This window comes from Oxalicibacterium flavum (assembly GCF_014635065.1).
GTDB lineage: Bacteria > Pseudomonadota > Gammaproteobacteria > Burkholderiales > Burkholderiaceae_D > Oxalicibacterium > Oxalicibacterium flavum.
The window spans coordinates 313,073-338,431 of the sequence record NZ_BMCG01000005.1; the positions used below are offsets into that span (position 1 = coordinate 313,073).

General features: G+C 63.9%; 25 protein-coding genes. 18 read left to right on the forward strand and 7 right to left on the reverse strand.

What is annotated here, in order from left to right; translation table 11 throughout:
- Nucleotides 1-5: 5 nt before the first annotated feature.
- A complete protein-coding gene (locus IEV38_RS13615) occupies nt 6-338 on the reverse strand; it encodes a sigma factor (protein ID WP_229729053.1) in 333 nt (110 codons plus the stop codon).
- 375 nt (nt 339-713) lie between these two features.
- Here IEV38_RS13615 and IEV38_RS13620 point away from each other — a divergent pair, with 375 nt between their 5' ends.
- On the forward strand, nt 714-884 hold the full coding sequence (locus tag IEV38_RS13620) for a hypothetical protein (RefSeq protein WP_188396959.1): 171 nt from the start codon (nt 714-716) through the stop codon (nt 882-884).
- A 34-nt stretch (nt 885-918) separates the two neighbouring features.
- Here IEV38_RS13620 and IEV38_RS13625 read toward each other — a convergent pair whose 3' ends face one another.
- Genes IEV38_RS13625 through IEV38_RS13635 form a run of 3 tightly spaced genes read right to left on the reverse strand, consistent with a single transcriptional unit; the run spans nt 919 to nt 2,892 of the window.
- Nucleotides 919-1,503: a class I SAM-dependent methyltransferase gene (locus IEV38_RS13625; RefSeq protein WP_188396961.1), complete on the reverse strand. Its 585-nt coding sequence runs from the start codon at nt 1,501-1,503 to the stop codon at nt 919-921.
- Between the two features lie 2 nt (nt 1,504-1,505).
- A complete protein-coding gene (locus IEV38_RS13630) occupies nt 1,506-1,877 on the reverse strand; it encodes a bleomycin resistance protein (RefSeq protein WP_188396962.1) in 372 nt (123 codons plus the stop codon).
- Nucleotides 1,878-1,887: 10 nt separating this feature from the next.
- Entirely contained in the window at nt 1,888-2,892 is a 1,005-nt protein-coding gene (locus IEV38_RS13635; protein WP_188396964.1) for an endonuclease/exonuclease/phosphatase family protein, read from the reverse strand.
- Nucleotides 2,893-2,924: 32 nt separating this feature from the next.
- Here IEV38_RS13635 and IEV38_RS13640 point away from each other — a divergent pair, with 32 nt between their 5' ends.
- Nucleotides 2,925-3,416, forward strand: coding sequence for an aminoacyl-tRNA deacylase (locus IEV38_RS13640; RefSeq protein WP_188396966.1), 492 nt, complete (start codon nt 2,925-2,927; stop codon nt 3,414-3,416).
- A gap of 49 nt (nt 3,417-3,465) precedes the next feature.
- Nucleotides 3,466-4,074, forward strand: coding sequence for a glycerol-3-phosphate 1-O-acyltransferase PlsY (plsY, locus tag IEV38_RS13645; RefSeq protein ID WP_188396968.1), 609 nt, complete (start codon nt 3,466-3,468; stop codon nt 4,072-4,074).
- Nucleotides 4,075-4,121: 47 nt separating this feature from the next.
- Here plsY and tsaD read toward each other — a convergent pair whose 3' ends face one another.
- Nucleotides 4,122-5,150 carry a tRNA (adenosine(37)-N6)-threonylcarbamoyltransferase complex transferase subunit TsaD gene (tsaD, locus tag IEV38_RS13650; protein ID WP_188396970.1) on the reverse strand — a complete coding sequence of 343 codons (1,029 nt, stop codon included), beginning with the start codon at nt 5,148-5,150 and terminating at the stop codon, nt 4,122-4,124.
- A gap of 97 nt (nt 5,151-5,247) precedes the next feature.
- Here tsaD and IEV38_RS13655 point away from each other — a divergent pair, with 97 nt between their 5' ends.
- From IEV38_RS13655 to IEV38_RS13675, 5 genes are all read left to right on the forward strand, one after another.
- Nucleotides 5,248-5,895 carry an ANTAR domain-containing response regulator gene (locus tag IEV38_RS13655; RefSeq protein WP_188396972.1) on the forward strand — a complete coding sequence of 216 codons (648 nt, stop codon included), beginning with the start codon at nt 5,248-5,250 and terminating at the stop codon, nt 5,893-5,895.
- A 323-nt stretch (nt 5,896-6,218) separates the two neighbouring features.
- On the forward strand, nt 6,219-7,469 hold the full coding sequence (locus tag IEV38_RS13660; protein ID WP_188396974.1) for a CmpA/NrtA family ABC transporter substrate-binding protein: 1,251 nt from the start codon (nt 6,219-6,221) through the stop codon (nt 7,467-7,469).
- Between the two features lie 9 nt (nt 7,470-7,478).
- The gene (gene ntrB / locus IEV38_RS13665) at nt 7,479-8,396 is read left to right on the forward strand and encodes a nitrate ABC transporter permease (RefSeq protein ID WP_188396976.1); all 918 of its coding nucleotides are present in this window, start codon (nt 7,479-7,481) and stop codon (nt 8,394-8,396) included.
- 33 nt (nt 8,397-8,429) lie between these two features.
- Nucleotides 8,430-9,242, forward strand: coding sequence for an ABC transporter ATP-binding protein (locus IEV38_RS13670; RefSeq protein ID WP_188396978.1), 813 nt, complete (start codon nt 8,430-8,432; stop codon nt 9,240-9,242).
- Between the two features lie 77 nt (nt 9,243-9,319).
- On the forward strand, nt 9,320-9,994 hold the full coding sequence (locus IEV38_RS13675) for a methyl-accepting chemotaxis protein (protein WP_188397072.1): 675 nt from the start codon (nt 9,320-9,322) through the stop codon (nt 9,992-9,994).
- A 21-nt stretch (nt 9,995-10,015) separates the two neighbouring features.
- Here the strand turns inward: IEV38_RS13675 and IEV38_RS13680 are convergent, their stop codons facing one another.
- Complete coding sequence (locus IEV38_RS13680; protein ID WP_188396980.1) at nt 10,016-11,716, reverse strand: bifunctional protein-serine/threonine kinase/phosphatase; 1,701 nt, start codon at nt 11,714-11,716, stop codon at nt 10,016-10,018.
- Between the two features lie 30 nt (nt 11,717-11,746).
- Complete coding sequence (locus IEV38_RS13685) at nt 11,747-12,961, reverse strand: nitrate/nitrite transporter (RefSeq protein ID WP_188396981.1); 1,215 nt, start codon at nt 12,959-12,961, stop codon at nt 11,747-11,749.
- Nucleotides 12,962-13,228: 267 nt separating this feature from the next.
- Here IEV38_RS13685 and nirB point away from each other — a divergent pair, with 267 nt between their 5' ends.
- From nirB to dnaG, 10 genes are all read left to right on the forward strand, one after another.
- Complete coding sequence (gene nirB, locus IEV38_RS13690; protein WP_188396983.1) at nt 13,229-15,667, forward strand: nitrite reductase large subunit NirB; 2,439 nt, start codon at nt 13,229-13,231, stop codon at nt 15,665-15,667.
- A 32-nt stretch (nt 15,668-15,699) separates the two neighbouring features.
- Nucleotides 15,700-16,089, forward strand: coding sequence for a nitrite reductase small subunit NirD (nirD, locus tag IEV38_RS13695; protein ID WP_188396985.1), 390 nt, complete (start codon nt 15,700-15,702; stop codon nt 16,087-16,089).
- Nucleotides 16,090-16,114: 25 nt separating this feature from the next.
- Nucleotides 16,115-18,928 carry a nitrate reductase gene (locus IEV38_RS13700; RefSeq protein WP_188396987.1) on the forward strand — a complete coding sequence of 938 codons (2,814 nt, stop codon included), beginning with the start codon at nt 16,115-16,117 and terminating at the stop codon, nt 18,926-18,928.
- Between the two features lie 44 nt (nt 18,929-18,972).
- Nucleotides 18,973-19,980, forward strand: a complete 1,008-nt coding sequence (ybiB, locus tag IEV38_RS13705) for a DNA-binding protein YbiB (RefSeq protein WP_188396989.1) — start codon at nt 18,973-18,975, stop codon at nt 19,978-19,980.
- On the forward strand, nt 19,964-20,734 hold the full coding sequence (gene cobA, locus IEV38_RS13710; protein WP_188396991.1) for a uroporphyrinogen-III C-methyltransferase: 771 nt from the start codon (nt 19,964-19,966) through the stop codon (nt 20,732-20,734). Before ybiB ends, cobA begins: the two co-directional genes overlap by 17 nt.
- A 64-nt stretch (nt 20,735-20,798) precedes the next feature.
- Complete coding sequence (locus IEV38_RS13715) at nt 20,799-21,995, forward strand: BaiN/RdsA family NAD(P)/FAD-dependent oxidoreductase (RefSeq protein ID WP_188396994.1); 1,197 nt, start codon at nt 20,799-20,801, stop codon at nt 21,993-21,995.
- Nucleotides 21,996-22,051: 56 nt separating this feature from the next.
- On the forward strand, nt 22,052-22,474 hold the full coding sequence (locus IEV38_RS13720; protein WP_188396996.1) for a VOC family protein: 423 nt from the start codon (nt 22,052-22,054) through the stop codon (nt 22,472-22,474).
- A gap of 132 nt (nt 22,475-22,606) precedes the next feature.
- A complete protein-coding gene (gene rpsU, locus IEV38_RS13725) occupies nt 22,607-22,819 on the forward strand; it encodes a 30S ribosomal protein S21 (RefSeq protein WP_188382143.1) in 213 nt (70 codons plus the stop codon).
- 136 nt (nt 22,820-22,955) lie between these two features.
- Nucleotides 22,956-23,405 (forward strand): GatB/YqeY domain-containing protein, encoded by a 450-nt coding sequence (locus IEV38_RS13730; protein ID WP_188396997.1) that lies wholly within the window; start codon nt 22,956-22,958, stop codon nt 23,403-23,405.
- Between the two features lie 37 nt (nt 23,406-23,442).
- Nucleotides 23,443-25,239 (forward strand): DNA primase, encoded by a 1,797-nt coding sequence (gene dnaG / locus IEV38_RS13735; protein ID WP_188397000.1) that lies wholly within the window; start codon nt 23,443-23,445, stop codon nt 25,237-25,239.
- Nucleotides 25,240-25,359: the final 120 nt, after the last annotated feature.

Sequence of the window (25,359 nt, forward strand, 5' to 3'; positions counted from 1 at the left end):
CTCACCTATGAATACCTCGTCAGCAGTCTGTCCGCTACGTTGTAAAAAATTTGATTGAATTTGCCGGATTTCTGCAGGGTCTGGATGATCTGTTGGCGCTCTTCGGGGGATGATGCCATCGCGTCGGCGCACACCGCCAGTGCCTCGGCGTATGCCTGCTCGATGCTGTGGCGGCGGAACATGTCCACCATCAGGTTGCGGGCAATGCTGCTCAAATAGGCTTTGGGTTCGCGCAACTCTTCGGCGCGGCGTTGCAGTAGTACGCGGATGAATACCTCTTGCGCCAGGTCGCCGGCTTGATCGGTGCATTCGAGGCGACGACGGGTCCATGTGCGCAAACTGGTTGTCGAACTCGGTGGAATGGGTGTTCATCCGAATCTGGCTGGCATGAATGAGCGGAATCGGACGAGAATTATAAGCAAGAACTATTATCAAATAGGGTGGTGTTGTTTTATGCGAAGGATGGGGGGCAGGTAGCGATGCTTCTGTTTTCGTTGATCTGCTTGTCTTGCCCCGATCAAGGCTGCGCGTATTGTCGGCACAGAGATGGGGGCGCAGTCAGCGCAGGAAATGCGCAAGTATTTCTTTTCATAATGGTGTTGTTTGTTCATTAAGACGTTCGGACGGGCGAGCGCGCGTGCTAGCATCCGTCCATCAGGGGCGTACCGTGAAGGACCGTTCCCCCCATTTCATGCAGCAATTGGAGAAAACGCTTGGCCAAACCAAATTACCAGTACGAAAAACGACAGAAGGAACTCGAAAAGAAGCGCAAGAAAGAAGAAAAACTCAAACGCAAGCAGGAGCGGCCGGCCGAAACCGACGAGGGGCAGGAAGCCGTTGATGGCACGCCTCTGGATGGAGCGCCTGCGCCCGAAGAGGAATAAGAGAAGGACGGCCGCCCATGCCGTCATCGCTTCCTTACTTTACCGCGATTGCCTGCACGACCGCACCCAGTCCGGTGTGATACCGGCCTTCGATGACCGGCCGTTCCAGTTCCTGCAAATGCACGAAGCGCAACCCAGCGAGTTCCTGTCGCAGTGTGGCGGAAGTCTGCATGGTGTCCGTGTCCTTGCCGCCTCCCGTGTCGTTGTTTGCCTGCGCTGGCGTATAGGCTTCCAGCAGAAACACGCCACCGGGTTTGAGCGCCTTCTCCAGCCGCGCATACAAGGCTCTCCTGATCCCGGATGGCAACGGACAGAAGATCGAGATGATGCCGTCCCATTCATTGTCGCCGGGGGCGAAGTCGGCCAGGTCGGCCTGCACGCATTCGATGGCGACGTTATTTTCTTGTGCCAGTCTTTGTGCCTTGTCCAGCCCGACCCGCGAAGCATCGACTGCCGTGACACGGTAGCCGTGCCTGGCGAGAAAGACGGCGTTGCGTCCTTCGCCCTCTGCCAGGCTCAGCACGCGGCCTTGCGGAATCTGACGGAAGCGGGCTTTCAGGAAGTCGTTCGGTTCGGTGCCATAGGCATAGTCCTGCGTGCCGTAGCGTTGATCCCACATCGTCAATCTCCCGTCAGGTCCGGATCGGTGGCAAAGCGCAGCCGGTTGCCGTCGGGATCGATCACGACCATCTCGCGCGTGCCCCACGGCGTATCGCAGGGCGGCTGATCGATCTGTGCCGCGTTGGTCTCGAACTGACGATGGCAGGCATCCACATCCGGCACCAGGAAATAGACGGCGCCGCCGACCTTTGCATCGCCCTCATGTTCGCTGAGGAAGATGGTCTGGCCCGCGCGCGTCAGTTGCACGAACAGCGGATAGTCGGGGCCGAAGCGGTGTTCCCAGTCGATCTTGAAGCCGAGACCATCGATATAGAAGGGCAGGCTGACGGCGGCATCGCGCATGCGCAGTTGGGGAATGACTGTTTGAGGCATGAATTTCTTTCTATGCAAGGCGCAGATCGGACAGTGCCGAGTCGTACAGCGCGATGCGCGCGAGCACGATGCCGTGGTCTGAAGCCTGCGGCTGCCGGAAGATCATGTGGTCGTTCAGGTAGCGCACGTCCAGCACTTCGCCGATGGCGCCCGGCAGTTCGGGATTGAAGGCGGCCGATACGAGAATGTGGTCGATGGTCTCGAAACTGCCGTCGTGGATGTGGGTGTAGCCGACGTCGCGCAATGGATCGCGGCGCGACTGGATGCGGTAGCTTTCGAACAGGCGGTCGTCGATGGTTTCCTCGTCGGCGGCATCGTAGCGGCCGAGGCCCATCACCATGCGCGTGGAGATCGCATCGGCGACGTCGTTGAAGTCGCCCATGACAATGATCGGCCTGCGCGTACTGCGCAGGCGGCGCGTCAGCAGCGTGCGCAGACCGAGCGCATCGGTGCCGCGCCGGATCAGCGAGCGCAGCATTGCCATGCCGGAGAGGTCCGACAGTTGCGTCTGGTTGTCGGCGTCCTGCAGATAGTCGGGCAGCTTGGATTTCAGGTGGCAGACGTAGGCATCGATCACGAGCGATGGCGAGACCTGGATCTGCGCATGCAGCACCGGCCGCGTGAAGCGACGCATCGGATGCGCCACGCCGGGAATGTCGATGCTCAGGTTGTCCGGCAGTTCGGCGATGATGCCGGCACCGGGTGCGATCGGCAGGCGCGAGATCAGCGCCACGCTCGGCGTGAATTTCTCGGCCTGCGGATCGGGGTCTTCGCCGACGTGACGGGCATCGCGGTAATGTTGCGTGCGTGCCAGCACGTCCCTGAGCGCAGCCTGAGAAAAGATCTCCTGCAGCCCGATCACGTCGGCGTCGAGCCGGTCGAGCTGTTGCGCGATCCACGTGATCTTGGCTTCGTACTCCGCTTCGGAGTAGGGTGGCTGGTCGGCGTAGAATGTTATCCCCGGCAGGGCCAGATTGCAGACGTTGAAGGTCGCAAAGCGGAGTTCTTGCTGCATAATGTGCTCCTTTTTGGTTTGAGCGTAACACGATGGCAAGAAAAGAGCATGTGTCGGAAACGCCCGCGACACAATGGCTGCGTCGTCATAGGGTCGCCTTCGAGGGGCATCCGTACGAATACGAGGAACATGGCGGCACCGAAGGATCGTCGCGTGCACTCGGTGTCGATGAGCACATCGTGGTCAAGACGCTGGTGATGCAGGACGAGGCGGCCAGGCCGCTGCTGGTGCTGATGCACGGCGACCGCAAGGTCTCGACCAAGAACCTGGCACGCCAGATCGGCTGCAAGTCGGTCGAGCCGTGCAAGCCGGAAGTGGCGAACCGCCACTCGGGCTATCTGATCGGCGGTACCTCGCCGTTCGGCACGCGCAAGGAAATGCCGGTCTATGTGGAGGAAAGCATCCTCGCGCTCGAACGCATCTACATCAATGGCGGCCGGCGCGGTTATCTGGTGAGTCTGTCGCCGGCAGCGCTGAAAGACGTGCTGGGCGCGAAGCCCGTGCATTGCGCGCTGGAAGAATAATGAGCCGTTGCAACGCATCCATGCGCGTGCGGCGGAAGAGGGAGGAAAAATGAATACAGTCCTGTTTGCGGTCGGTGCCTACCTGATCGGTTCGATCTCGTTCGCGGTGGTGGTCAGCAAGCTGTTCCGGCTCGACGATCCGCGCAGCTACGGTTCGAAGAACCCGGGCGCGACCAACGTGCTGCGCACCGGCAACAAGAAGGCCGCGATCCTGACGCTGCTCGGCGACGGTGCCAAGGGCTTTGTCGCAGTATGGCTGGCGCAGCATTTCGGTCCGGCCTACGGCATCGGCGAGACCGGCGTGGCGCTGGCGGCGATCGCGGTGTTTCTCGGCCACCTGTGGCCGGTGTTCTTCCGCTTCGTCGGCGGCAAGGGCGTGGCGACCGCGCTCGGCATCCTGCTGGCGGTGAATGGTTGGCTCGGCCTGGCGACGCTGGCGACCTGGCTCATCATCGCCTACGCCTTCCGTTATTCGTCTCTGGCGGCGCTGATCGCGGCGGTGTTTGCGCCGTTCTTCTACCTGCTGATGTTCGAGGTCGATGCGATGCTGCTGGCGATCACCGCGATGAGCGTGCTGCTGATTGCGCGGCACAGGAAGAACATCGCGAATCTGCTGTCGGGCAAGGAAACCCGGATCGGCAGCAAGAAGAAGTCCTGATATGGACGCATGACATGAAAAGGCCCGCAGATGCGGGCCTTTCGTTTCTATGGCGCCGAAAGGCTGTCCAGCGGCCAGCGCGGCTTCACGTTGAAGCCGTATTCCTTCTTCGCCAGATTCGGATCGCGCTGCAGCCGCATGGCGCCGGCGAAGGCGATCATCGCGCCGTTGTCGGTGCAGAACTCCAGTTCCGGATAGAACACCTTGTAGCGCCGCTTGGCGGCGGCTGCGTTCAGCGATTCGCGCAGCTGGCGGTTGGCGCCGACGCCGCCGGCGATCACGAGGCGCTTGAGGCCGGTCTGCTTGAGCGCCGTCATGCATTTGGCGGTCAGCACATCGACGATGGCGTCAACGAACGCGCGTGCGATGTTGGCCTTGTCCTGTTCGCAGATGTTGGCCGGGTGGTTCTTCACCACCGTCAGCACTGCCGTTTTCAGGCCCGAAAAACTGAAATCCAGATTCTTCGAATGCAGCATCGGGCGCGGCAGCGTATAGGCGTTCGGATCGCCGAACTCGGCCAGGCGCGAGATGGCAGGGCCGCCCGGATAGCCGAGGCCGAGCAGTTTGGCCGATTTGTCGAAGGCCTCGCCAGCGGCGTCGTCGAGCGTCTCGCCCAGCATCGCGTACTGTCCGACGCCATCGACGCGCATCAGTTGCGTGTGGCCGCCCGATACCAGCAAGGCAATGAACGGAAAGGCCGGCGGCTCGCTCGCCAGTAGCGGCGACAGCAGATGGCCTTCGAGGTGGTGCACGCCGAGCACGGGTTTGTCGAGCGCGAGGCCGAGGCCGCAGGCGATCGAGGAGCCGACCAGCAGCGCGCCGGCCAGCCCGGGGCCCTGTGTATAGGCGATGGCGTCGATCTCGCTGCGCTGTACGCTGCTGTCCGCAAGGACCTTTTCCAGCAGCGGAATGGCGCGGCGGATGTGGTCGCGCGAGGCCAGCTCGGGCACCACGCCGCCGTATTCCTCATGCATCTTCACCTGCGAATAGAGGGCGTGCGCCAGCAGGCCGCGTTGTGTGTCGTACAACGCGAGGCCGGTTTCGTCGCAGGAGGATTCGATTCCGAGAACGAGCATGAGGATGGAATAAGGTGCTGAGGTGTGGCGTGAATCTTGCGTGGATTGTAGCGTATTCTCCCGCGCTCGCTGCGCTGCACCATCATTCTTGAACCGCATGATCTCTCGAAACCAGGCCGATATCCGCTCGCTGCGCATCGTCGTCGTCAATACTCTTTTAGCGTCGGACGCGGATCCGGACGATCAGGCCCTGCAGCAGGACGAGCGCGCGCGTGCCTTGCGCATCGGCCTTCTGGAGGCGGGCTACAACATCGTTGCCGTGCTGCCGGCCGACCTGCATCTGGCCGATCGCGTCGTGCAGCTGCAGCCGGACATGGTCATCATCGACGCCGAATCCGACGCGCGTGATGTGCTCGAGCACGTGGTGATCGTCACGCGCGAGGCGCCGCGCCCCATCGTGCTGTTTACCGAAGACCAGGCGCAATCGAGCATGGAGGCCGCAATGGCGGCCGGCGTGTCGGCCTATATCGTGTCGGGTCTGCAGGCCGAGCGTGTCAAGCCGGTGCTCGACGTGGCGCTGGCGCGTTTCAACGCCGACCAGAAGCTGCGCAACGAACTGTCCGACACCAAGCTCAAGCTGGCCGAGCGCAAGACCGTCGAACGTGCCAAGGGTTTGCTGATGGAGCGTCACCGCATCTCCGAGGACGAGGCCTATGGCCGCCTGCGCCGCATGGCGATGGACCGCAACCTCAAGCTGTCGGAACTGGCGCAGCGCATGATCGATATCGCCGATCTGCTCGGCTGATCGCGTATTGGTGCATTTGCGATGCACTAAATCAAGGCGGTGCACAAAAAAGGCGCGATGCGGTCAGGGCGATTGGACGGGCGCGCGATGCCTGCGGTTGATGAGCTTGCCACTCTGGCGGAGCACGGGATTTTGGCGGGTTTTGAAAACTGGCATGTGAATTGCTAATTTGAGGTTGGTGCCAACGACGGTGCCGAAAAAAACAGGATGGCACCGGCCAATGGCGGCCGGGGCGATCAGGACAAAGACGTCCGTGTTGCGGAAGCATGTGCTTCTGCGGCCCGGGCGTCTTTTTTTATTCCACTCCGCTCTTCGAGGAAAACATGACAACGCATGACAGGACGACCAACATGACACGGCGCACCATCATCAAGGCAGGAACCGCAGTGGCGGCCAGCGCTTTCGGTGGCTTGGCCACGCAGGGCGTATGGGCTGCGGGCTCGGACAAGCCAGAGAAGGAAGAGGTCAAGATCGGCTTCATTCCGTTGACCGACTGCGCTTCCGTGGTCATGGCCTCGGTGCTCGGCTTCGACAAAAAGTACGGCGTCAAGATCGTGCCGACCAAGGAGTCGTCGTGGGCCGGCGTGCGCGACAAGCTGGTCAATGGCGAGCTCGACGCCGCGCATGTGCTGTACGGCCTGGTCTATGGCGTGCATGAAGGCATAGGCGGCGCCAAGAAGGACATGGCGGTGCTGATGAACCTCAACAACAACGGTCAGGCAATTACCCTGTCGAAGCAGTTGGCCGACAAGGGCGCGGTCAACGGCGCCGGCCTGGCCAAGCTGATGCAGATGGAAAAACGCGAATACACGTTTGCGCAGACCTTCCCGACCGGTACCCACGCGATGTGGCTCTACTACTGGCTGGCGACCTACGGCATCAATCCGATGAAGGATGCCAAGGTCATCACCGTGCCGCCGCCGCAGATGGTCGCCAACATGCGGGTCGGGAACATGGACGGCTTCTGCGTTGGCGAACCGTGGAACCACCGCGCCATCGTTGACGGCATCGGCATCACGGCCGCTACCACGCAGGACATCTGGAAGGATCATCCGGAGAAGGTACTCGGCACGACTTCCGACTGGGTTGCCAAGAATCCGAACACGGCGCGCGCCGTGACCGCGGCGATTCTCGAAGCCGGCCGCTGGATCGATGCCTCGCTGTCCAACAAGAACAAGATGGCCGAGACGATCGCGGCCAAGTCCTACGTCAATACCTCGGTCGATGTCATCAACCAGCGCATCCTCGGCCGCTACAGCGATGGCATGGGCAAGACCTGGGACGATCCGAACCACATGAAGTTCTACAACGACGGCGCGGCCAACTTCCCGTACCTGTCGGACGGCATGTGGTTCATGACCCAGCACAAGCGCTGGGGCCTGGCCAAGGGCGAGTCCGATTACGTGGGCACGGCAACCTCGGTCAACCGCATCGCGCTCTATAAGGAAGCGGCGGCCGCTGCCAAGGTGCCGCTGCCGAAGAGCGAGTCGCGCTCGTCCAAGCTCATCGACGGCGTGGTGTGGGACGGCAAGAACCCCAAGGCATACGCAGAATCGTTCAAGATCAAGGCATAAGGAGTCACCATGAATACCGCAGTCGTCGCAGAATCCGTCAACGCCACCACTGAAGCGCCTGTCGCCAAGGTGACCGCCATCGCACAGGGCAGTACCGCGGCGGCTGCGGAAAAGCCGAAAGCACCGGCGCAGCCGGGCAGACCGTTCTCGCTGCGGCCTTTCTTTCTGAAGGTGCTGCCGCCACTGTTCGGCGTGTTCTTCCTGATCGTGGTCTGGGAAATCGTGGCAGCCAGGAACAGCGGCATTCCATCGCCGCTGACCACCTGGAAGGCGGCGCTCGAACTGTTTGCCGATCCCTTCTACGACAACGGTCCCAACGACCAGGGCATCGGCTGGAACGTACTGGCGTCGCTCAAGCGCGTCGGACTCGGCTTCGGCATGGCGGCGCTGGTCGGCATCCCGCTCGGCTTCATCATCGGCCGCTTCAGCTTCTTCTCGGGCATGTTCAATCCCATCATCAGTCTGCTGAAGCCGGTGTCGCCGCTGGCCTGGCTGCCGATCGGCCTGCTGGTGTTCAAGGCCGCCGATCCAGCCGCGATCTGGGCCATCTTCATCTGCTCGATCTGGCCGATGATCATCAACACCGCGGTCGGCGTGCAGCGCGTGCCGCAGGACTACATGAACGTGGCGCGCGTACTCAACCTGTCGGAATGGAAGATCGTCACCAAGATCCTGTTCCCCTCGGTGCTGCCCTACATGCTGACCGGCGTGCGCCTCGCGATCGGTACCGCGTGGCTGGTGATCGTGGCGGCGGAAATGCTGACTGGCGGCGTCGGCATCGGGTTCTGGGTATGGGACGAGTGGAACAACCTCAACGTGCCGCACATCATCATCGCCATCGTCGTGATCGGCGTGGTCGGCCTGATCCTCGAACAGATGCTGGTCGGCATCGCGCGCGCCTTCACCTACGAAGAAGTGAAGAGCTGATCGGTTCAACGGATACGGACAAGGAAAATCATCATGGACAGCATCAACGGCAAGTACATCGACATCCAGAACGGCGAGATGTCGTTCCATACCAAAAAGGGCGTTTTCAATGCGCTGCGCGACATCAACCTGACGGTCGCCAAGGGCGAGTTCATCACGCTGATCGGCCACTCGGGCTGCGGCAAATCGACGCTGCTGAACCTGATCGCGGGGTTGACGCATGCGACCGGCGGCATGCTCCTGTGCGGCAACCGCGAGATCGCCGGACCGTCGCCCGAGCGCGCGGTGGTGTTCCAGAATCACTCCTTGCTGCCTTGGCTGACCTGCTTCGAGAACGTCTATCTGGCGGTCGAACGCGTGTTCGGCGCAAGCGAATCGAAGTCGGAGCTGCAGCAGCGCACCAGGGCGGCGCTGGCGATGGTCGGGCTGTCGCACGCCGAGCAGAAACGGCCGAACGAAATCTCGGGCGGCATGAAGCAGCGCGTCGGCATTGCGCGTGCGTTGTCAATGGAGCCCAAGGTATTGCTGATGGACGAACCGTTCGGCGCGCTCGATGCGCTGACGCGCGCGCACCTGCAGGACGAGCTGCTGAAGATCGTGGCTGCCACCAACTCCACCGTCATCATGGTCACGCACGACGTCGATGAAGCCGTGCTCCTGTCGGACCGCATCGTGATGCTGACCAACGGACCGTCGGCTACCATCGGCGAGATTCTCGACGTCAGGCTGGCGCGTCCGCGCGAGCGCGTCTCGCTGGCGCAGGACCCGCAGTACATGCAGTACCGCTCGGCGGTGCTGGAGTTTCTGTATCACCGCCAGTCGCATCCGGCGAAGGAAGCGGCGTAATGATGCAGCAGACGGCATTGCGCGAAACGGAAGTAGTAGCGGTCATGCCGGCGAATCGCGAGGGTGCGGCTTTCGATATGCCGGCCGTCGCGCAGGATGCGGCGGTGCAGGCGCGGGAAGCGACGCCGCTGTCGGGCGAAGTGTTCGGCATGCTGATCAACCTCTCGGGCCGCCGCCGTTTCACCTCGCAGCGGCTGGTGCTGTACGCGGTGCTGGCGGCGCAGGGGCATTTGAATGCGGCCGCCACCGCGCGCGAGGCGCTGGGTTTGTTCCGCGCCGCGCATGCCTCGCTGATCAAGCCGGCGGGCGAATTGCCGGGTGTGTTCTGTGCAGAGCTGGAGGACGCGTACTTCGGCCGGACCGAGGGCGACCGCAAGATTCGCCATTTCATCGATCTCGCCGAGCGCACGCTCAACGCGATCGAAGACGGCCTGAAGAGCGCACCGACCCTGCTCGACGAACTGGTGCACTTCACCACGCCGCTGCTGGCGGTGCTGAACCAGATCACGGCAGTCTATGAAGAACAGTCGAAGAAGCATGCGCGGCTGATGCGCAACCAGTTGCGCCACATCATGACCGACATCGAGACCATCGCACGCGAAGCCAAGATGGTGGCCTTCAATGCACGCATCGTGGCGGCGCGCGCAGGTCACGCCGGCAAGGAGTTCTCGGTGGTGGCCGGCGTGCTGTCCAACATCACGAGCGAGATCGACGAACTGGTGAAGGCGGCGCTGGACGGCGCGGCGGCGTGATCACCATACTTGCCATACGCTTCAGCGCACCACCAGCAGGTACAGCAGCAGGAGATTCGCCACCACCGAGATCAGCGCGAGCGCGCGCCACAAGGCGGTCGGATCGCGTTCGGCCAGCGGCTTGGCGGCGGGCCGCGCGAGCGGTTGTGCCGCGCCGCGTTCGAGCGCGAGCAGGAATTCCTCGGCGGTCTCGAAGCGTTCCGCGGGGTCTGCCGCGATCGCCTTCAGCAACACGTTTTCCAGCCACATCGGCAGATCGGGACGATGGCGGCTCGGCATCACCGGGCTGCCGAAGCGTGGCGTCTGGAACGGTTCGATTTCGCCGTACGGATAGCGGCGCGTCAGCAGCAGGTAGAGCGTGACGCCGGCCGCATAGAGATCGGTCGCGGGCGAGGCGGGGGCGTCGTCGAACTGTTCGGGCGCGAGGAAGGACGGCGTGCCGGCACGCGGCGCGCGCACTTCGTCCTCCGCTTCGAGTCCCGATTGCGCGACACCGAGATCGAGGATGCGCAGCTCGCCGTCGCTACCGAGGTGGATGTTGGCCGGCTTGATGTCGCGATGCACGATGCTGCGCCGGTGCAGCGCGCCGAGTGCGCGCACCAGCCGGATGCCGCAACCGAGCACCTCGGGGATCGTGAAGTGCTTGCCGACATCGAGCTGCTGCTGCAGCGTGCTGCCTTCGTGCCAGGTGGTCAGGTAGTAGAGCCGGCTTTTCTGCGCGGGCGAGATGACCTGCGGGAAAAAGCGACCGACCACGCGCCGCGCCAGCCATTCCTCGTGCGCGAAGGCCGAGCGTTCGTGCGCGTCTTCGGCCTTGTCCGGATGCAGGGTCTTGAGAACCAGCTGACGGCCGCTGCCGTCTTCGCGGACGCGATAGAGCAGCGTGGCGGCCGAGGCATGGATCTGTTCCTCCACCGTGTAGCCGTCGATGGTCTGGCCGGGTTTCAGTTTTGGCGGCAATGGCAGCTGCTGCGAACCGGACAGCGCATCGCGCAGGTTCATCTCCGGCAGCGCCTGCACGCGCACCACCAGCGCGCTCAGGTTGTCGCGCGTGCCGGCGGCCAGCGCGGCATCGAGCAGCGCCTCGGCGGCCGCCTGCGCATCGGCGCCGGGCTGCATCGCCAGCAGATGTTCGGTCAGGACGTGACGCGAGAGCACATCCCACACGCCGTCGCTGGCGAGCAGGAAGACGTCGCCTTCCTGCAGTTCGCCCATGCCGTGATCGATGGCGATGCGCGTGTCGAGGCCGATGGCGCGCGTCAATACATGCTGCATCTCGGGCCTGTCCCAGACATGATCGGTGGTCAGCACCGCGAGCCTGCCGTCGCGCAGCAGGTAGAGGCGCGTGTCGCCGACGTGCGCGAAGTAATAGAAATGGCCGCGCAGTACCAGCGTTGTCAGCGTGGTCGCCATGCCGGCCAGTTCGGCGCGTATCGATCCCTGCTGCTGCACCCACGAATTGATCGCCTTGATCACGCGGTCCAGCGATTGCGTGACGGGCCAGGTGTCGGAGGTCGCGTAGTAGTCGCCGAGCAGGCCGCGTATCGTGTATTCGGATGCTTCGCGGCCGCCGTCGTTGCCGGACACGCCGTCGGCCACGGCGGCGATGAAGCCCTTGCTCGACAGGTCGGGTTCGCCCGGCAGCACCATGCCGACGAAGTCTTCGTTGGCGGCGCGCTGGCCGGCGCGCGTGGCGTGTCCGGCTTGCAGGATCAGCGGCATGGCGTCAGGCGGTAAGGACGATGCATCGCATCATATCTTGGCATTGGTCATGGCCGCGCTGCCCCAGGTGGTGCGCCAGCGCGTCTTGACCGCCGACAGGCCGAGCAGGGCGACGATGGCGAGCGCGGCGAACAGGATCAGGCCGCCCTGGTAGTCGCCGGTCAGCTGCTTGGAATAGCCGAGGCTGGACGCCAGATAGAAGCCGCCGATGCCGCCGGCCATGCCGACCAGCCCGGTCATCACGCCGATCTCCTTGCGAAAGCGCTGCGGCACGAGCTGGAACACCGCGCCGTTGCCGGTGCCCAGCGACAGCATGGCGAGCACGAAGACCGCCGCCGCCATGATCGACGATGGCAGGCCGACGCTGGCGATCAGCAGGAAGATCGCGGCCAGCATGTACATCAGCGACAGCGTGCGGATGCCGCCGATGCGATCCGCCAGCCGGCCGCCGATCGGGCGCACCATCGAGCCCGCGAATACGCAGGCGGCGGTGAAGTAGCCGGCCGTGACCGGTGACAGGCCGTACTGGCCGTTGAAATAGATCGTCAGCGACGACGCCAGTCCCGAGAAGCCGCCGAAGGTCACGCTGTAGAAGAACATGAACCACCATGCATCGCGATCCTTGAGCACCTGCAGGTAGGCGACCAGCGACTTGGCCGGCGGTGCGTTCGGCGCATCCTTGGCGAACACCATATAGACGAGGAAGGCGACTGCGAGCGGGATCAGGCACAGGCCGAACACGTTCTGCCAGCCGAAATGGATCGCCAGCGTCGGTGCGAACAGTGCTGCCAGCGCGGTGCCCGAGTTGCCGGCACCGGCAATGCCGAGCGCGGTGCCCTGATGCTCGGGCGGATACCAGCGCGATGCCAGCGGCAGCGCGACCGCGAATGCGGCGCCGGCCACGCCGAGGATCACGCCGAAGGCGAGCAGGGCGTGGTAGTCGTGCAGATTGCCGAGCCAGGCCCAGGCGAGGCCCGCCATCACCACCAGTTGGCCGATCATGCCGGCCTTCTTCGGTTGCAGCAGATCGACCAGCACGCCCATCACCATGCGCAGCAATGCACCGGCCAGCAGCGGCGTGGCGACCACCAGACCCTTTTGTGCGGCGCTCAGGCCGACGTCGCTGGAAATCTGCACGGCAAGCGGGCCGAGGATGACCCACACCATGAAGCTGAGGTCGAAATAAAAGAAGGAAGCCAGCAGCGTCGGCGTATGACCGGCTTTCCAGAACGAGGTCTTTTGCATGAGAGTCCGCACAGGTTGAGTGAGGCGGACAAATATGCAAGCGTCATGCCACTTTGGCGCAGGCCTTGTCGCACAAGGATATGTGCATGTGCGTTCTGTTTCGGTGCGCCGTCGTGATGCGCGGCTGCACCCCTTGGGTGCGAATGCGTGCCTGTTCTTTTTTAATGGTGCATTCCGTACGCATATTTAAGCCGATAGTGCCGAAACAAAACTGGCATCTGTTTTGCTTATTTAGATTTCGGGAACAACACTTCGTGGGATGCAGCGATGAAAAAGATGAAACTGGTCATGGTAGGCAACGGGATGGCAGGTGTGCGCACGCTCGAGGAGCTGCTCAAGATCGCGCCCGATCTCTATGACATCACGGTGTTCGGCGCCGAGCCGTATGCCAACTACAACCGTATCCTGCTGTCGCCGGTGCTGGCCGGCGAGCAGACCGTGCAGGACATCATGCTCAACGATGTTGACTGGTACAAGGAAAACGGCATCACGCTTCATCTCGGCAAGAAGATCACGACCGTCGATCGCGTCAAGCGCCAGGTGATCGCCGACGACGGCACGGTGGCCGAGTACGACCGCCTGCTGCTGGCGACTGGCTCCAATCCCTTCATCCTGCCGATTCCGGGCAAGGAACTCGACGGCGTGATCGGCTATCGCGACATCTGGGATACCAATGCCATGATTGAGGCGGCGACCAAATACAAGCACGCGGTCGTCATCGGCGGCGGCCTGCTCGGATTGGAAGCGGCCAACGGCCTCAAGCTGCGTGGCATGGACGTGACGGTCGTCCATCTGCCGGAAACGCTGATGGAACGCCAGCTCGACAAGACCGCCGGCAAGATGCTGCAGAAGTCGCTCGAGGATCGTGGCCTGTCCTTCCTGCTCGGCAAGAATTCGCAGGAACTGCTGGGTGATGAAAACGGCCGCGTCAAGGCGCTGCGCTTCACCGACGGCAGCGAGATTCCGGCGCAACTGGTGGTGATGGCGGTCGGCATCCGCCCCAATACCGCGCTGGCCGAATCGGCCGGCATCCACTGCGACCGCGGCATCGTCGTCAACGACACCATGCAGACCTACGACCCGCGCATCTATGCGGTCGGCGAATGCGTGAACCATCGCGGCATTGCCTACGGTCTGGTCGCGCCGCTGTTCGAGATGGCCAAGGTCTGCGCCACGCATCTGGCCAACTTCGGCATCGGCCGCTACCAGGGATCGGTGACCTCGACCAAGCTCAAGGTGACCGGCATCGACCTGTTCTCGGCCGGCGACTTCATCGGCGGCGAAGGCACGGAAGAGATCATGCTGTCGGACCCGATCGGCGGCGTCTATAAGAAGCTCGTGCTCAAGGACGACAAGCTGGTCGGCGCCTGCCTGTACGGCGATACGGTTGACGGCAGCTGGTACTTCAACATGCTGCGCGAAGGCAAGGACATCAGCGAGATCCGCGATGCGCTGATGTTCGGCGAAGCCAACCTGAGCCGCCCCGGCGACACCGGCCACGAAGGCTTCAGCAAGGCCGCCGCCATGCCGGATACGGCCGAAGTCTGCGGCTGCAACGGCGTGTGCAAGGGCACCATCGTCAAGGCGATCAAGGAAAAAGGCCTGTTCACCATCGAGGACGTGCGCAAGCACACCAAGGCTTCTGCATCCTGCGGTTCGTGCACCGGGCTGGTCGAGCAGATCATCATGGCGACCGCCGGCGGCGACTATTCGGCGTCGAGCAAGGTCAAGCCCATGTGCGGCTGCACCGATCGCACGCATCAGCAGGTACGCGACGAGATTCGCGCGCAGCACATGCTGACGGTGGCCGAAGTCATGGAAAAGATGGAATGGCGCACGCCCAACGGCTGCTCGAGCTGCCGTCCGGCCATCAACTATTACCTGATTTCTACCTGGCCCAAGGAAGCGGTGGACGATCCGCAATCGCGCTTCATCAACGAGCGCGCGCACGCCAACATCCAGAAGGACGGCACTTTCTCCGTCATCCCGCGCATGTGGGGCGGCGAGACCAATGCCAGCGAACTGCGCCGCATCGCCGACGTCGTCGATAAATTCAAGATCCCGACCGTCAAGGTCACGGGCGGCCAGCGCATCGACCTGCTGGGCGTGAAGAAGGAAGACCTGCGCGAGGTCTGGCACGACCTCGGCATGCCGGCCGGGCTTGGCTACGCCAAGGGCCTGCGCACGGTGAAGACCTGCGTCGGCTCCGAATGGTGCCGTTTCGGCACGCAGAATTCCACGCTGATGGGCCAGCAGCTCGAACGCCAGCTGGCGCTGATGTACACGCCGCACAAGACCAAGCTCGCGGTATCGGGCTGCCCGCGCAACTGCGCCGAGGCAGGCATCAAGGACGTCGGCGTGATCGGCGTCGATTCGGGCTGGGAACTCTACGTGGGCGGCAACGGCGGCATCAAGACCGAGGTCGCGCAGTTCTTCGTCAAGGTCAAGACGCACGAGGAAGTGCTCGAATACACGGGTGCCTTCCTGCAGCTCTACCGCGAGGAGGGCTGGTACCTGGAACGAACCGTGCATTACCTCGATCGTGTCGGACTCGACCATGTGAAGAAAAAGGTGCTCGAGGACGCCGAGAACCGCAAGGCGCTCTACGAACGCCTGCTGTTCGCGCTCGAGGGCGAGGCCGATCCGTGGCACGAGCCGGAAAAGGCGCAGGTCGATACGCGCCAGTTTGCGCCCTTGAACGTATGACGTGTCCGATGCACCAGAAAGAGGAAAACAAGATGTCGAATGAATGGAAAGCAATCTGCAGCGTCGATGACATTCCGGTGCTCGGCTCGCGCGTGGTGGCGCGCGCCGGCCAGCCGAATGTCGCGATTTTCCGCAACAGCGAAGACAAGGTGTTCGCCCTGCTCGACCGCTGCCCGCACAAGGGCGGTCCGCTGTCGCAGGGCATCGTGTTCGGCGAACGCGTGGCCTGCCCGCTGCACAACTGGAGCATCGAGATGCAGTCCGGCTGTGCAGTGGCGCCCGACGAAGGCTGCACGCAGTCGTTCAGCGTCAAGGTCGAGGACGGCCGCATCTATCTGGATGCAGACGAGCTGGCCGCGCCGGCCGCGCCCTTCGTGGCCGCCGGCAGCATCGAGAACGCAGGAGAAACAGCGGCTGCATGACAGCCGCCGGATGAGCGATGTGGCGATGACCGTTGTTTTGCCGGAGAAGAATGTGGACGGCCTGAAGCCGAACGAAACGCGCGCGACCTGCTGCTACTGCGGAGTGGGCTGCGGCGTGCTGGTGCAGACCGAGGCCGGCCGCGTGGTCGGCGTGCGCGGCGATCCCGCGCATCCGGCCAATTTCGGCCGGCTCTGCACCAAGGGCAGCACGCTGCACCTGACGGCACGCCCGGCGCTGCAGGAACAGGCGCGCGCGCTGTACCCGGAACTGCGGCTGGCGCGCGGGGATGCGCGCGAACGCGCCGAGTGGGACATTACGCTCGACTATCTCGCCAGCCGCTTCGCCTCGACCATCCGCGAGCACGGGCCGGACAGCGTGGGCTTCTATCTGTCGGGCCAGTTGCTGACCGAGGACTACTACGTCTTCAACAAGCTCGCCAAGGGGCTGATCGGTACCAACAACGTCGATACCAATTCGCGCCTGTGCATGTCGAGCGCGGTGGCCGGCTACAAGCAGACGCTGGGCGCGGATGCGCCGCCGCCGTGCTACGAGGACATCGACCATGCCGAGGTGATCTTCATCGTCGGTTCCAACACCGCCTACGCGCATCCGATCGTCTATCGCCGCATCGAGGATGCGCGCAAGGCCAACCCGGACCTGAAAATCATCGTCGCCGATCCGCGCCGCACTGACACCGCGCGCGAGGCCGACCTGTTCCTGCCGATCCTGCCGGGCACCGACGTCGCGCTGTTCAACGGCATGCTGCACATCTGCCTGTGGGAAGACCTGATCGATCAGGCATACATCGACGCGCACACAGAAGGCTTTGCCGAACTCAAGGCCACCGTGCGCGACTACACGCCGAAGTTCGTGGCCGAGACCTGCGGCATTCGCGAGGAAGACCTGATCCAGGCGGCGCGCTGGTTCGGCGCGTCGCAGGCCTCGCTGTCGATGTACTGCCAGGGACTCAACCAGTCGGCCGCCGGCACTGCCAAGAACGCGGCGCTCATCAACCTGCATCTGGCGACGCACCAGATCGGCAAGCCGGGCGCCGGCCCGTTCTCGCTGACCGGCCAGCCGAATGCAATGGGGGGACGCGAGGTCGGCGGACTCGCCACCATGCTGTCGGCGCATCGCGACCTCGACAATCCGCAGCATCGCGCCGAGATCGCCGCGCTGTGGGGCGTGGCTGACGTGCCGGCCAGACCTGGCAAGAGCGCGGTCGAGATGTTCGAGGCCGTGCGGACCGGCGAGATCAAATTGATCTGGATCGTCTGCACCAATCCCGCGCAGTCGATGCCCGAGCAGAAGCTGATCCGCGAAGCGCTGGAACGCGCGGAACTGGTCGTGGTGCAGGATGCCTACCGCACCACCGCGACCTGCGACTATGCCGACGTGCTGCTGCCGGCCACGACCTGGAGCGAGAAGGAAGGCACGGTCACCAATTCCGAGCGCCGCATCACGCGCGTGCGCGCCGCCGTGCCGCAGCCCGCGCAGACGCGGCATGACTGGCAGATCGCGATCGACTTCGCGCGCCGCCTCGAAGAAAAGCTGGCAAGTGAAGTCAACCATGCATCCACGTTGTTTCCCTACGAAACGACCGAGCAGGTCTGGAACGAGCACCGCGAATCGACGCGCGGCCGCGATCTCGACATCACCGGCCTGTCGTACGCGATCCTGGAATCGCAGGGCCCGCAGCAATGGCCGTTTCCGCAGGGCGCCGCCGGCGGCCGCAAGCGCCTGTACGAGGACGGCATCTTCCCGACCGCCAGCGGTCGCGCACGCTTCGTCAACACGCGTTACCAGCCGGTGGCCGAGCGCGTCGATGCGCGTTTCCCGTTCCACCTGACGACCGGCCGCCTGCGCGACCAGTGGCACGGCATGAGCCGTACCGGTACGGTCGCGCAACTGTTCTCGCATGCATCCGAACCGGCGCTCGTGATGGCGCAGACCGATGTCGAACGGCGGCTGCTGAAGGAGGGCGATCTGGTGCACGTGACGAGCAAGCACGGTTCGCAGATCCTGCCGGTGGCGATTGGCGACGACATGCGCACCGGGCAGGCTTTCATCGGCATGCACTGGGGCGAGGAATACGTGTCGGGCCGCGGCCACGAAGGCAAGGGTTCGCATGGCGTCAATGCGCTGACTTCGCCGGTGTTCGATCCGGTGTCCAAACAGCCCGAGCTCAAGCACGCGGCGGTCAAGATTTTGAAGGCCGAGCTGCCGTGGCGCTTCGTGGTCTTTGGCTGGGTCGAGGAATCGCAACTGCTCGCGTTGCAGGCATCGCTGCGGCCTTTCATGCGCGAGTTCGCCTACGCCTCGTGCACGCTGTTCGGACGCGATCGCGTCGGCGTGCTGTTCCGCGCGGCCGACGACGAGGCGGCCGATGCGCAACTGGTGGCGCGCATCGAGGAGCGTTTCGGCATCGCCGGACCGCAGGTGCTGCGCTACGACGACCGCCGCCGCGGCAACGCGCGCCACATCCTGCTCGAGGACGGCAGGCTGCAGGCGGTGGCGCTGGCCGGCGATGCCTCGGCCGAACGCTGGCTCAAGGAATACCTCGAAAGCGAACAGCCGGTCGCGGCGCTCGGCCGCCTGCTGCTGATGCCTTCCGCACAGCCGCCGCAGGCGTTCAAGTCGCGCGGCCGCATCGTCTGCAACTGCTTCAACGTGGCGGAAACCGAAATCGACGAGGCGCTGGCCGAGATGGGCGGCGCGCCCGATGCCATGCTCGCGCAACTGCAGACGCGCCTCAAGTGCGGCACCAACTGCGGCTCCTGCGTGCCCGAGCTCAAGAAGATCGTGCTGGCGCGGCAGCCGCAGGCGCGCGCGGCATGAGGTGTGCGCCTGTCGTGCCGCACGGTTCGGACTATCATCGGCACATGACTATCGAACACAAGCCCGAGCACAAGGAACCGCTGGCTGCGGCTCGTTTCATCAAGGAAATCGGGCGCGGCATCAAGGGTGCGCGCAGCCTGTCGCGCGAGGATGCAGGCCTGCTGTATGCCGCCATGCTCGACGGCCGCGTCTCCGACCTGGAAATGGGCGGCATCCTGCTCGCGCTGCGTATCAAGGGCGAATCGGTGGACGAGATCGCCGGCTTCATCGAGGCAGCCGAAGCCTCGTTCACGCCGCTGACCGCGCCCGACGGCGACTACGCGCCCATCGTGATCCCGAGCTACAACGGCGCGCGCCAGTTACCAAACCTGCTGCCGCTGCTCGCGCTGTTGCTGGCCCGAGCCGGTGCGCCAGTGCTGATCCACGGCGTGACCGGCGATCCGGGGCGCGTGACCTCGGTCGAGATCCTGCAGGCGCTCGGCCATCCGCTCGTGCACGATGCGTCGCAGGCCACCGCGCAGTTCGCGTGCCGCGCACCGGTGCTGATGCCGATCGAATCGCTGGCGCCGCGCATGGCACGCCTGCTGGCGATGCGACGCATCCTCGGCGTGCGCAATTCCACGCACACGCTGGTCAAGATCATGCAGCCGTTCGCACAACCGGCCTTGCGGCTGACGTCCTACACGCATCCCGATTACCTGCAGATGCTGACCACCTATTTCTCGACCGCCGCGCCCGCTGCGCGCGGCGACGTGTTCCTGATGCGCGGCACCGAAGGCGAAACCGTCGCTAACGCCAAGCGCGCACAGCAGATCACCTGGATACACGATGGCGAATGCACGGTCCTGGTGCAGAAGCAGGAGCCGACGGATGCATTGCCGCCCATGCCGGCCGAGCGCGATGCCGCGATCACCGCCAAATGGATAGCCGCCGCGCTGCGCGGCGAACAGCCGGTGCCGGCCGCCATCGTCGAGCAGGTGGAACACTGCTTGCATGTATCCAGACGTCTCAAAAGCAAACAATCGGGTGTGCATCATGAAGCAGCAGGGTAAGGTTTTTCTGGTCGGTGCCGGTCCCGGCGATCCGGAGTTGTTGACCTTGAAAGCGGTCAAGGCGATCGCGGCGGCCGATGTCGTCTTGATCGACGATCTGGTCAATCCGGCGGTACTCGAGCATGCGCGCGCCGGTGTGCGTGTGGTCAATGTCGGCAAGCGCGGCGGCTGCGTGCAGACGCCGCAGGAATTCATCGAACGCCTGATGCTGTCCGAGGCGCAGGCTGGGCACTGCGTGGTGCGCCTCAAGGGCGGCGACCCGTTCATCTTCGGCCGTGGCGGCGAGGAGCGCGAGCATTTGCAGGCGGCAGGCATTGCGGTCGAGGTCGTCAACGGCATCAGCAGCGGCCTCGCGGCGCCGGCTTCCATCGGCGTGCCGCTCACGCATCGCTCGTGGAGCCAGGGCGCTGTATTCATCACCGGCCACGGCAAGACGCCGGACGCCAATCCCGACTGGCACACGCTGGCGAAGCTGAACCTGACGCTGGTGGTCTATATGGGCGTGGCACGCTGCAGCGAAATCCAGTCCGCGCTGCTGGCCGGCGGCAAGTCCGGCGACACGCCGGTGGCGGTGGTGCAGTCGGCCACCGGCGCGCGGCAGGCGCAACTGATCACCACGCTGGCAGCGTTGCCGCAGGCGCTGGCCGAATCCGGCATCGGCAGTCCGGCGATCATCGTGATTGGGGATGTGGTGCGGTGTGCGGATGTGGTGCGGGGCGTGGAGCAGGCTGAAACGGCCCGTCTGTCGGCCTGATTCTTTTCCTTTCCGGAAAGCGGCACCCCTTACAATCACGGCTTCACCCATTTCCTGGCAAGCCATGACAACCGAGTTTGAGGTCGCCGTGATCGGCGCCGGTGCGGCCGGCATGATGTGCGCATCGGTCGCCGGCCAGCGTGGACGCAAGGTCGTGCTGATCGACCACGCGACGCGGCTGGCGGAGAAGATCCGCATTTCCGGCGGCGGCCGCTGCAACTTCACCAACCGCGATGCGACGCCGCAGAACTTCCTGTCGCAGAACCCGCATTTCTGCAAGAGCGCGCTGTCGCGCTATACGCCGCAGGACTTCCTGTCGCTGGTCAAACGGTATCGCATCGGCTGGCACGAGAAGCACAAGGGACAACTGTTCTGCGACGAGTCGGCCGAGGATATCATCGCCATGCTGAAAGCCGAGTGCGATCTCGGTAATGTGCAGTGGCGCATGCCGTGCGGCGTGAAGTCGATTGCAAGGGAAGGCGAGCGCTTCCGCATCGCGACCGATGGCGGCGACATTCTGGCGCAGAGTCTGGTGATCGCGACCGGCGGGCTGTCGATTCCCAAGATCGGCGCTACCGATTTCGCCTATCGCGTGGCAAAGCAGTTCGACCTGAAGATCGTCGCGCCGCGTCCGGCGCTGGTGCCGCTGACCTTCGACGGCAATGCCTGGCAGCCGTTCGTGCCACTGGCCGGCGTCGCGCTGCCGGTGGAATTGGAAACCGGACAGAAGAAAACGCGCGGCTGGTTTCGCGAAGACCTGTTGTTCACGCATCGCGGCCTGTCGGGACCGGCGATCCTGCAGATATCGAGCTACTGGCAGCCTGGCACGCCGCTGACGATCAACCTGCTGCCCGAGGTCGATGTGGCCGAGACATTGATCGCCGACAAGGGCAGCGTCAAAAAGAGCCTGGGCAATCAGATCGCGCAGTGGCTGCCGTCGCGGCTGGCCGACGAATGGCTGCATACGCTGGGCATGGATGGCGCGGCGCGCACGGCCGACATGCCGGACAAGACGCTGCGCCGGCTCGGCGAATCGCTGAACCGTTGGCATATCGTGCCGGCCGGCACCGAGGGTTACAAGAAGGCAGAGGTCACGCTGGGCGGCGTTGATACGCGCGAACTGTCGCAGCAGACCATGATGGCGAACCGGGTGCCGGGATTGTATTTTGTCGGCGAGGCGATCGACGTCACGGGCTGGCTTGGCGGCTACAACTTCCAGTGGGCATGGGCGTCGGGCGTGGCGGCCGGGCAGGCGGTCTAGCGGGACCGCTGCCGCGTGCATGATAGATTGGCGGTTTTCCCTCTTGTGGAGTCGTCATGAGCGAGCAGAATCCGAGCATCCTTTCCCACGTGTCGATCGGCACCAACCAGTTCGACAAGGCGCGCGCGTTCTACGACGCGGTGCTGCCGGCGCTGGGCATCGCTGCCGTGCTGGAACATCCGGGTGCGGTGGCCTATGGCCGGCAATATCCGGAATTCTGGGTGCAGGAGCCGCACGACGGCAATCCGGCATCGGTCGGCAACGGCTTTCACCTCGGTTTCTTCGCGCAGGACAGGGAGCAGGTGCATGCCTTTTACGATGCGGCGATTGCCGCCGGCGCCACCTGCGACGGCCCGCCCGGCCCGCGTCCGGCCTATGGCGAACCGTATTACGGCTGCTTCGTGCGCGATCCGGAAGGGCACAAGATCGAGGCGGCGTTCTGGGATGCGGAGATGAGCATGCAGATCCACGGCGAATGATGAAAAAGTTGTGATTTTGTAATCCGTGTGGCGGATGCGGAACGGCCGGCCGGAAAGACGGCTTCCATTTTCGGCGCAGGGCTGCTATACTCGCCGGCTCACTATCCCCAACATTGCTTTGTTAGCTTACACATGACCACTATCCGCGTTAAAGAAAACGAGCCGTTCGAAGTCGCCATGCGTCGCTTCAAGCGCACCATCGAAAAAACCGGTCTGCTGACCGACCTGCGTGCGCGCGAGTTCTACGAGAAGCCGACTGCCGAACGCAAACGCAAGCTGGCCGCCGCCGTGAAGCGCCACTACAAGCGCATCCGCAGCCAGCAGTTGCCCAAGAAACTGTACTGATTCCCCGCAGACTGCGCGCCTGATGCGTGCAGTGCGAGAAATCGGTTGCAAACCCGCTCCGGTGTTGGTCCGCAGCGGGTTTTGGCGTTTTTGACGATCAGCGTTTTAACGATCAATTTATCAAATGGGGTTTGACATGGGTCTCAAGGAACAGATCACCGAAGACATGAAAGCCGCCATGCGCGCCAAGGATGCAGGCAAGCTCGGTGCGATCCGCCTGATCACGGCGGCCATCAAGCAGAAGGAGGTCGATGAGCGCGTGGTGCTCGACGATGCCCAGGTGCAGGCCATCGTCGAAAAAATGATCAAGCAGCGCAAGGACTCGATCGCGCAGTTCGAAGCCGGTGGCCGTCAGGACCTGGTCGAAATCGAAAAGGCCGAACTCGACGTGCTGGCCGCCTACATGCCGGCCGCCGCCTCGGACGAGGAAGTGCAGGCCGAGGTAAGCGCCGCCGTGGTTGCCACCGGTGCCGCCGGTCCGCAGGACATGGGCAAGGTGATGGGCATCCTGAAGGGCAAGCTCGCCGGCCGTGCCGACATGACGGTGGTGTCCGGACTGGTCAAGGCAGCATTGACCAAGGCCTGATCGGCGTGCCGATCCTCCCTTGCCTCGCTGATTCAGCGTGATCCCGCAGTCCTTCATCCAGGATCTGCTCAACCGCGTCGATATCGTCGATGTGGTGGGCCGCTACGTGCAGTTGAAGAAGGGCGGCGCCAACTACATGGGGTTGTGCCCCTTCCACAACGAGAAATCCCCGAGTTTCACGGTCAGCCCGACCAAGCAGTTCTACCACTGCTTCGGCTGCGGCGCGCACGGCACGGCGATCGGTTTCCTGATCGAATATTCGGGCCTGGGTTTCGTCGAGGCGGTCAAGGACCTCGCGCAGGGCGTAGGCATGACGGTGCCCGACAACGACGACCGCCTGCCGCCGGCGCAGCGCGCCGAGCAGCAGGCAAAGAGTCTTGCATTGTCGGAAGCGCTGACGCGCGCCTGCGACTACTACCGCCGCGAACTGCGGCAGGCCGAGCGCGCCAAGCAATACCTGATCGGCCGCGGCCTGACCGGCGAGATCGCCGCGCGCTACGGACTCGGTTATGCGCCGGACGGCTGGGATGGCCTGAAGTCGGTGTTCCCCGATTACGAGGATGGCGCGCTGGTCGAATCGGGGCTGGTCATCGACCGCGCCGAGGAAGACGATGCGCGCCACAAGCGCTACGACCGCTTCCGCGACCGCATCATGTTCCCGATCCGGAACACCAAGGGCCAGGTCATCGGCTTCGGCGGGCGCGTGCTCGACAAGGGCGAGCCCAAATACTTGAATTCACCCGAGACGCCACTATTTCAGAAGGGCAGCGAGCTCTACGGTCTGTTCGAGGCGCGTCAGGCGATCCGCGAGGCCGGCTACGTGCTGGTGACGGAAGGCTACATGGACGTGGTGGCGCTGGCGCAGCTCGGTTTTCCGCAGGCGGTCGCCACGCTGGGCACGGCCTGCACGACTATCCACGTGCAGAAGCTGCTGCGCCAGACCGACCAGGTGGTGTTCAGCTTCGACGGCGACGGTGCCGGCCGGCGTGCCGCGCGGCGCGCACTGGAAGCGAGCCTGCCCTATGCGGGCGACAACAAGACGATCAAGTTCCTGTTCCTGCCGAGCGAGCACGATCCCGACAGCTTCGTGCGCGAATATGGCTCCGAGGCGTTCGCGCAGCAGGTGCAGGATGCGATGCCGCTGTCGCAGTTCCTGCTGAAGGAAGCCGTCGGCGACAACGACCTGCATACGCCAGAAGGCCGGGCGCGCGCGCAGTTCGACGCCAAGCCCATGCTGCAGGCGTTGCCGGCGTCGGCGCTGCGCTTGCAGATCGTGCGTGGCCTGGCGCAGGTCACGGGCAGCACGCCGGCCGAGATCGAAGGTTTGTTCGAACTCGCGCAGCCGGTGGCGCAGGGGCGCAAGGCGCCGCCGCGTGCACGCCGCGCCGCGCCGATGGGGCTGGAACGCCAGATCATGCGTTTGCTGGTTGCGCATCCGGTACTGGCGGCCGAGTTCGACGAGCCGGCGCAGGCGGCTGTGATGCGTCTGGCATCGGAACATGCGGACATGTTCGTCCAATTGCTCACGATCTGCCGTGAAATGGGCGTCAATGCCAACTTCGCCGTGCTGGCGGAATCGCTGCGGGAAATCAGTTCGGATTTCGATCCGCTGATCGCCGAGATCGCGGCCGATACCGAGTCCGACGCCGAGGTGGTGCGGCTGGAATTGCTGGGCGCGATCCGTCAGGCAAGATTGCAGGCAATCAAGGGCGAGCTCGAGCAGATTGCAGGTGGGGTGGCCGACGAAGCGGCCAAGAATCGCATACGCGAACTCATGATGCAGCAGGACCAGCTTCGGCGACAGGCGCAGGCAGAAACCGGCCGTCGCGACTAGTTTTAGAGCGGCGCGGAGGCTTGTGCCGAGGGGAAAGTTGCCCTCATATGTTATAATGAAAGGCTTTCGATTCAACGCCTTGCGTTGTCGGCAGGCGGAAGAACTCGGAAGGGGAAATCA

Bases quoted from the DNA above. Each gene is read 5' to 3' on its own strand.
- plsY (WP_188396968.1), top strand. From the start codon at position 3,466: ATGAATACAGTCCTGTTTGCGGTCGGTGCCTACCTGATCGGTTCGATC.
- ybiB (WP_188396989.1), top strand. From the start codon at position 18,973: ATGACTATCGAACACAAGCCCGAGCACAAGGAACCGCTGGCTGCGGCT.
- IEV38_RS13625 (WP_188396961.1), bottom strand. From the start codon at position 1,503: ATGTGGGATCAACGCTACGGCACGCAGGACTATGCCTATGGCACCGAA.
- IEV38_RS13720 (WP_188396996.1), top strand. From the start codon at position 22,052: ATGAGCGAGCAGAATCCGAGCATCCTTTCCCACGTGTCGATCGGCACC.
- tsaD (WP_188396970.1), bottom strand. From the start codon at position 5,150: ATGCTCGTTCTCGGAATCGAATCCTCCTGCGACGAAACCGGCCTCGCG.
- IEV38_RS13660 (WP_188396974.1), top strand. From the start codon at position 6,219: ATGACAACGCATGACAGGACGACCAACATGACACGGCGCACCATCATC.
- IEV38_RS13655 (WP_188396972.1), top strand. From the start codon at position 5,248: ATGATCTCTCGAAACCAGGCCGATATCCGCTCGCTGCGCATCGTCGTC.
- cobA (WP_188396991.1), top strand. From the start codon at position 19,964: ATGAAGCAGCAGGGTAAGGTTTTTCTGGTCGGTGCCGGTCCCGGCGAT.
- IEV38_RS13680 (WP_188396980.1), bottom strand. From the start codon at position 11,716: ATGCCGCTGATCCTGCAAGCCGGACACGCCACGCGCGCCGGCCAGCGC.
- ntrB (WP_188396976.1), top strand. From the start codon at position 7,479: ATGAATACCGCAGTCGTCGCAGAATCCGTCAACGCCACCACTGAAGCG.
- IEV38_RS13640 (WP_188396966.1), top strand. From the start codon at position 2,925: ATGGCAAGAAAAGAGCATGTGTCGGAAACGCCCGCGACACAATGGCTG.
- IEV38_RS13630 (WP_188396962.1), bottom strand. From the start codon at position 1,877: ATGCCTCAAACAGTCATTCCCCAACTGCGCATGCGCGATGCCGCCGTC.
- rpsU (WP_188382143.1), top strand. From the start codon at position 22,607: ATGACCACTATCCGCGTTAAAGAAAACGAGCCGTTCGAAGTCGCCATG.
- IEV38_RS13700 (WP_188396987.1), top strand. From the start codon at position 16,115: ATGACCGTTGTTTTGCCGGAGAAGAATGTGGACGGCCTGAAGCCGAAC.
- IEV38_RS13675 (WP_188397072.1), top strand. From the start codon at position 9,320: ATGCCGGCCGTCGCGCAGGATGCGGCGGTGCAGGCGCGGGAAGCGACG.
- IEV38_RS13685 (WP_188396981.1), bottom strand. From the start codon at position 12,961: ATGCAAAAGACCTCGTTCTGGAAAGCCGGTCATACGCCGACGCTGCTG.
- nirD (WP_188396985.1), top strand. From the start codon at position 15,700: ATGTCGAATGAATGGAAAGCAATCTGCAGCGTCGATGACATTCCGGTG.
- IEV38_RS13635 (WP_188396964.1), bottom strand. From the start codon at position 2,892: ATGCAGCAAGAACTCCGCTTTGCGACCTTCAACGTCTGCAATCTGGCC.
- nirB (WP_188396983.1), top strand. From the start codon at position 13,229: ATGAAAAAGATGAAACTGGTCATGGTAGGCAACGGGATGGCAGGTGTG.
- IEV38_RS13715 (WP_188396994.1), top strand. From the start codon at position 20,799: ATGACAACCGAGTTTGAGGTCGCCGTGATCGGCGCCGGTGCGGCCGGC.
- IEV38_RS13730 (WP_188396997.1), top strand. From the start codon at position 22,956: ATGGGTCTCAAGGAACAGATCACCGAAGACATGAAAGCCGCCATGCGC.
- IEV38_RS13670 (WP_188396978.1), top strand. From the start codon at position 8,430: ATGGACAGCATCAACGGCAAGTACATCGACATCCAGAACGGCGAGATG.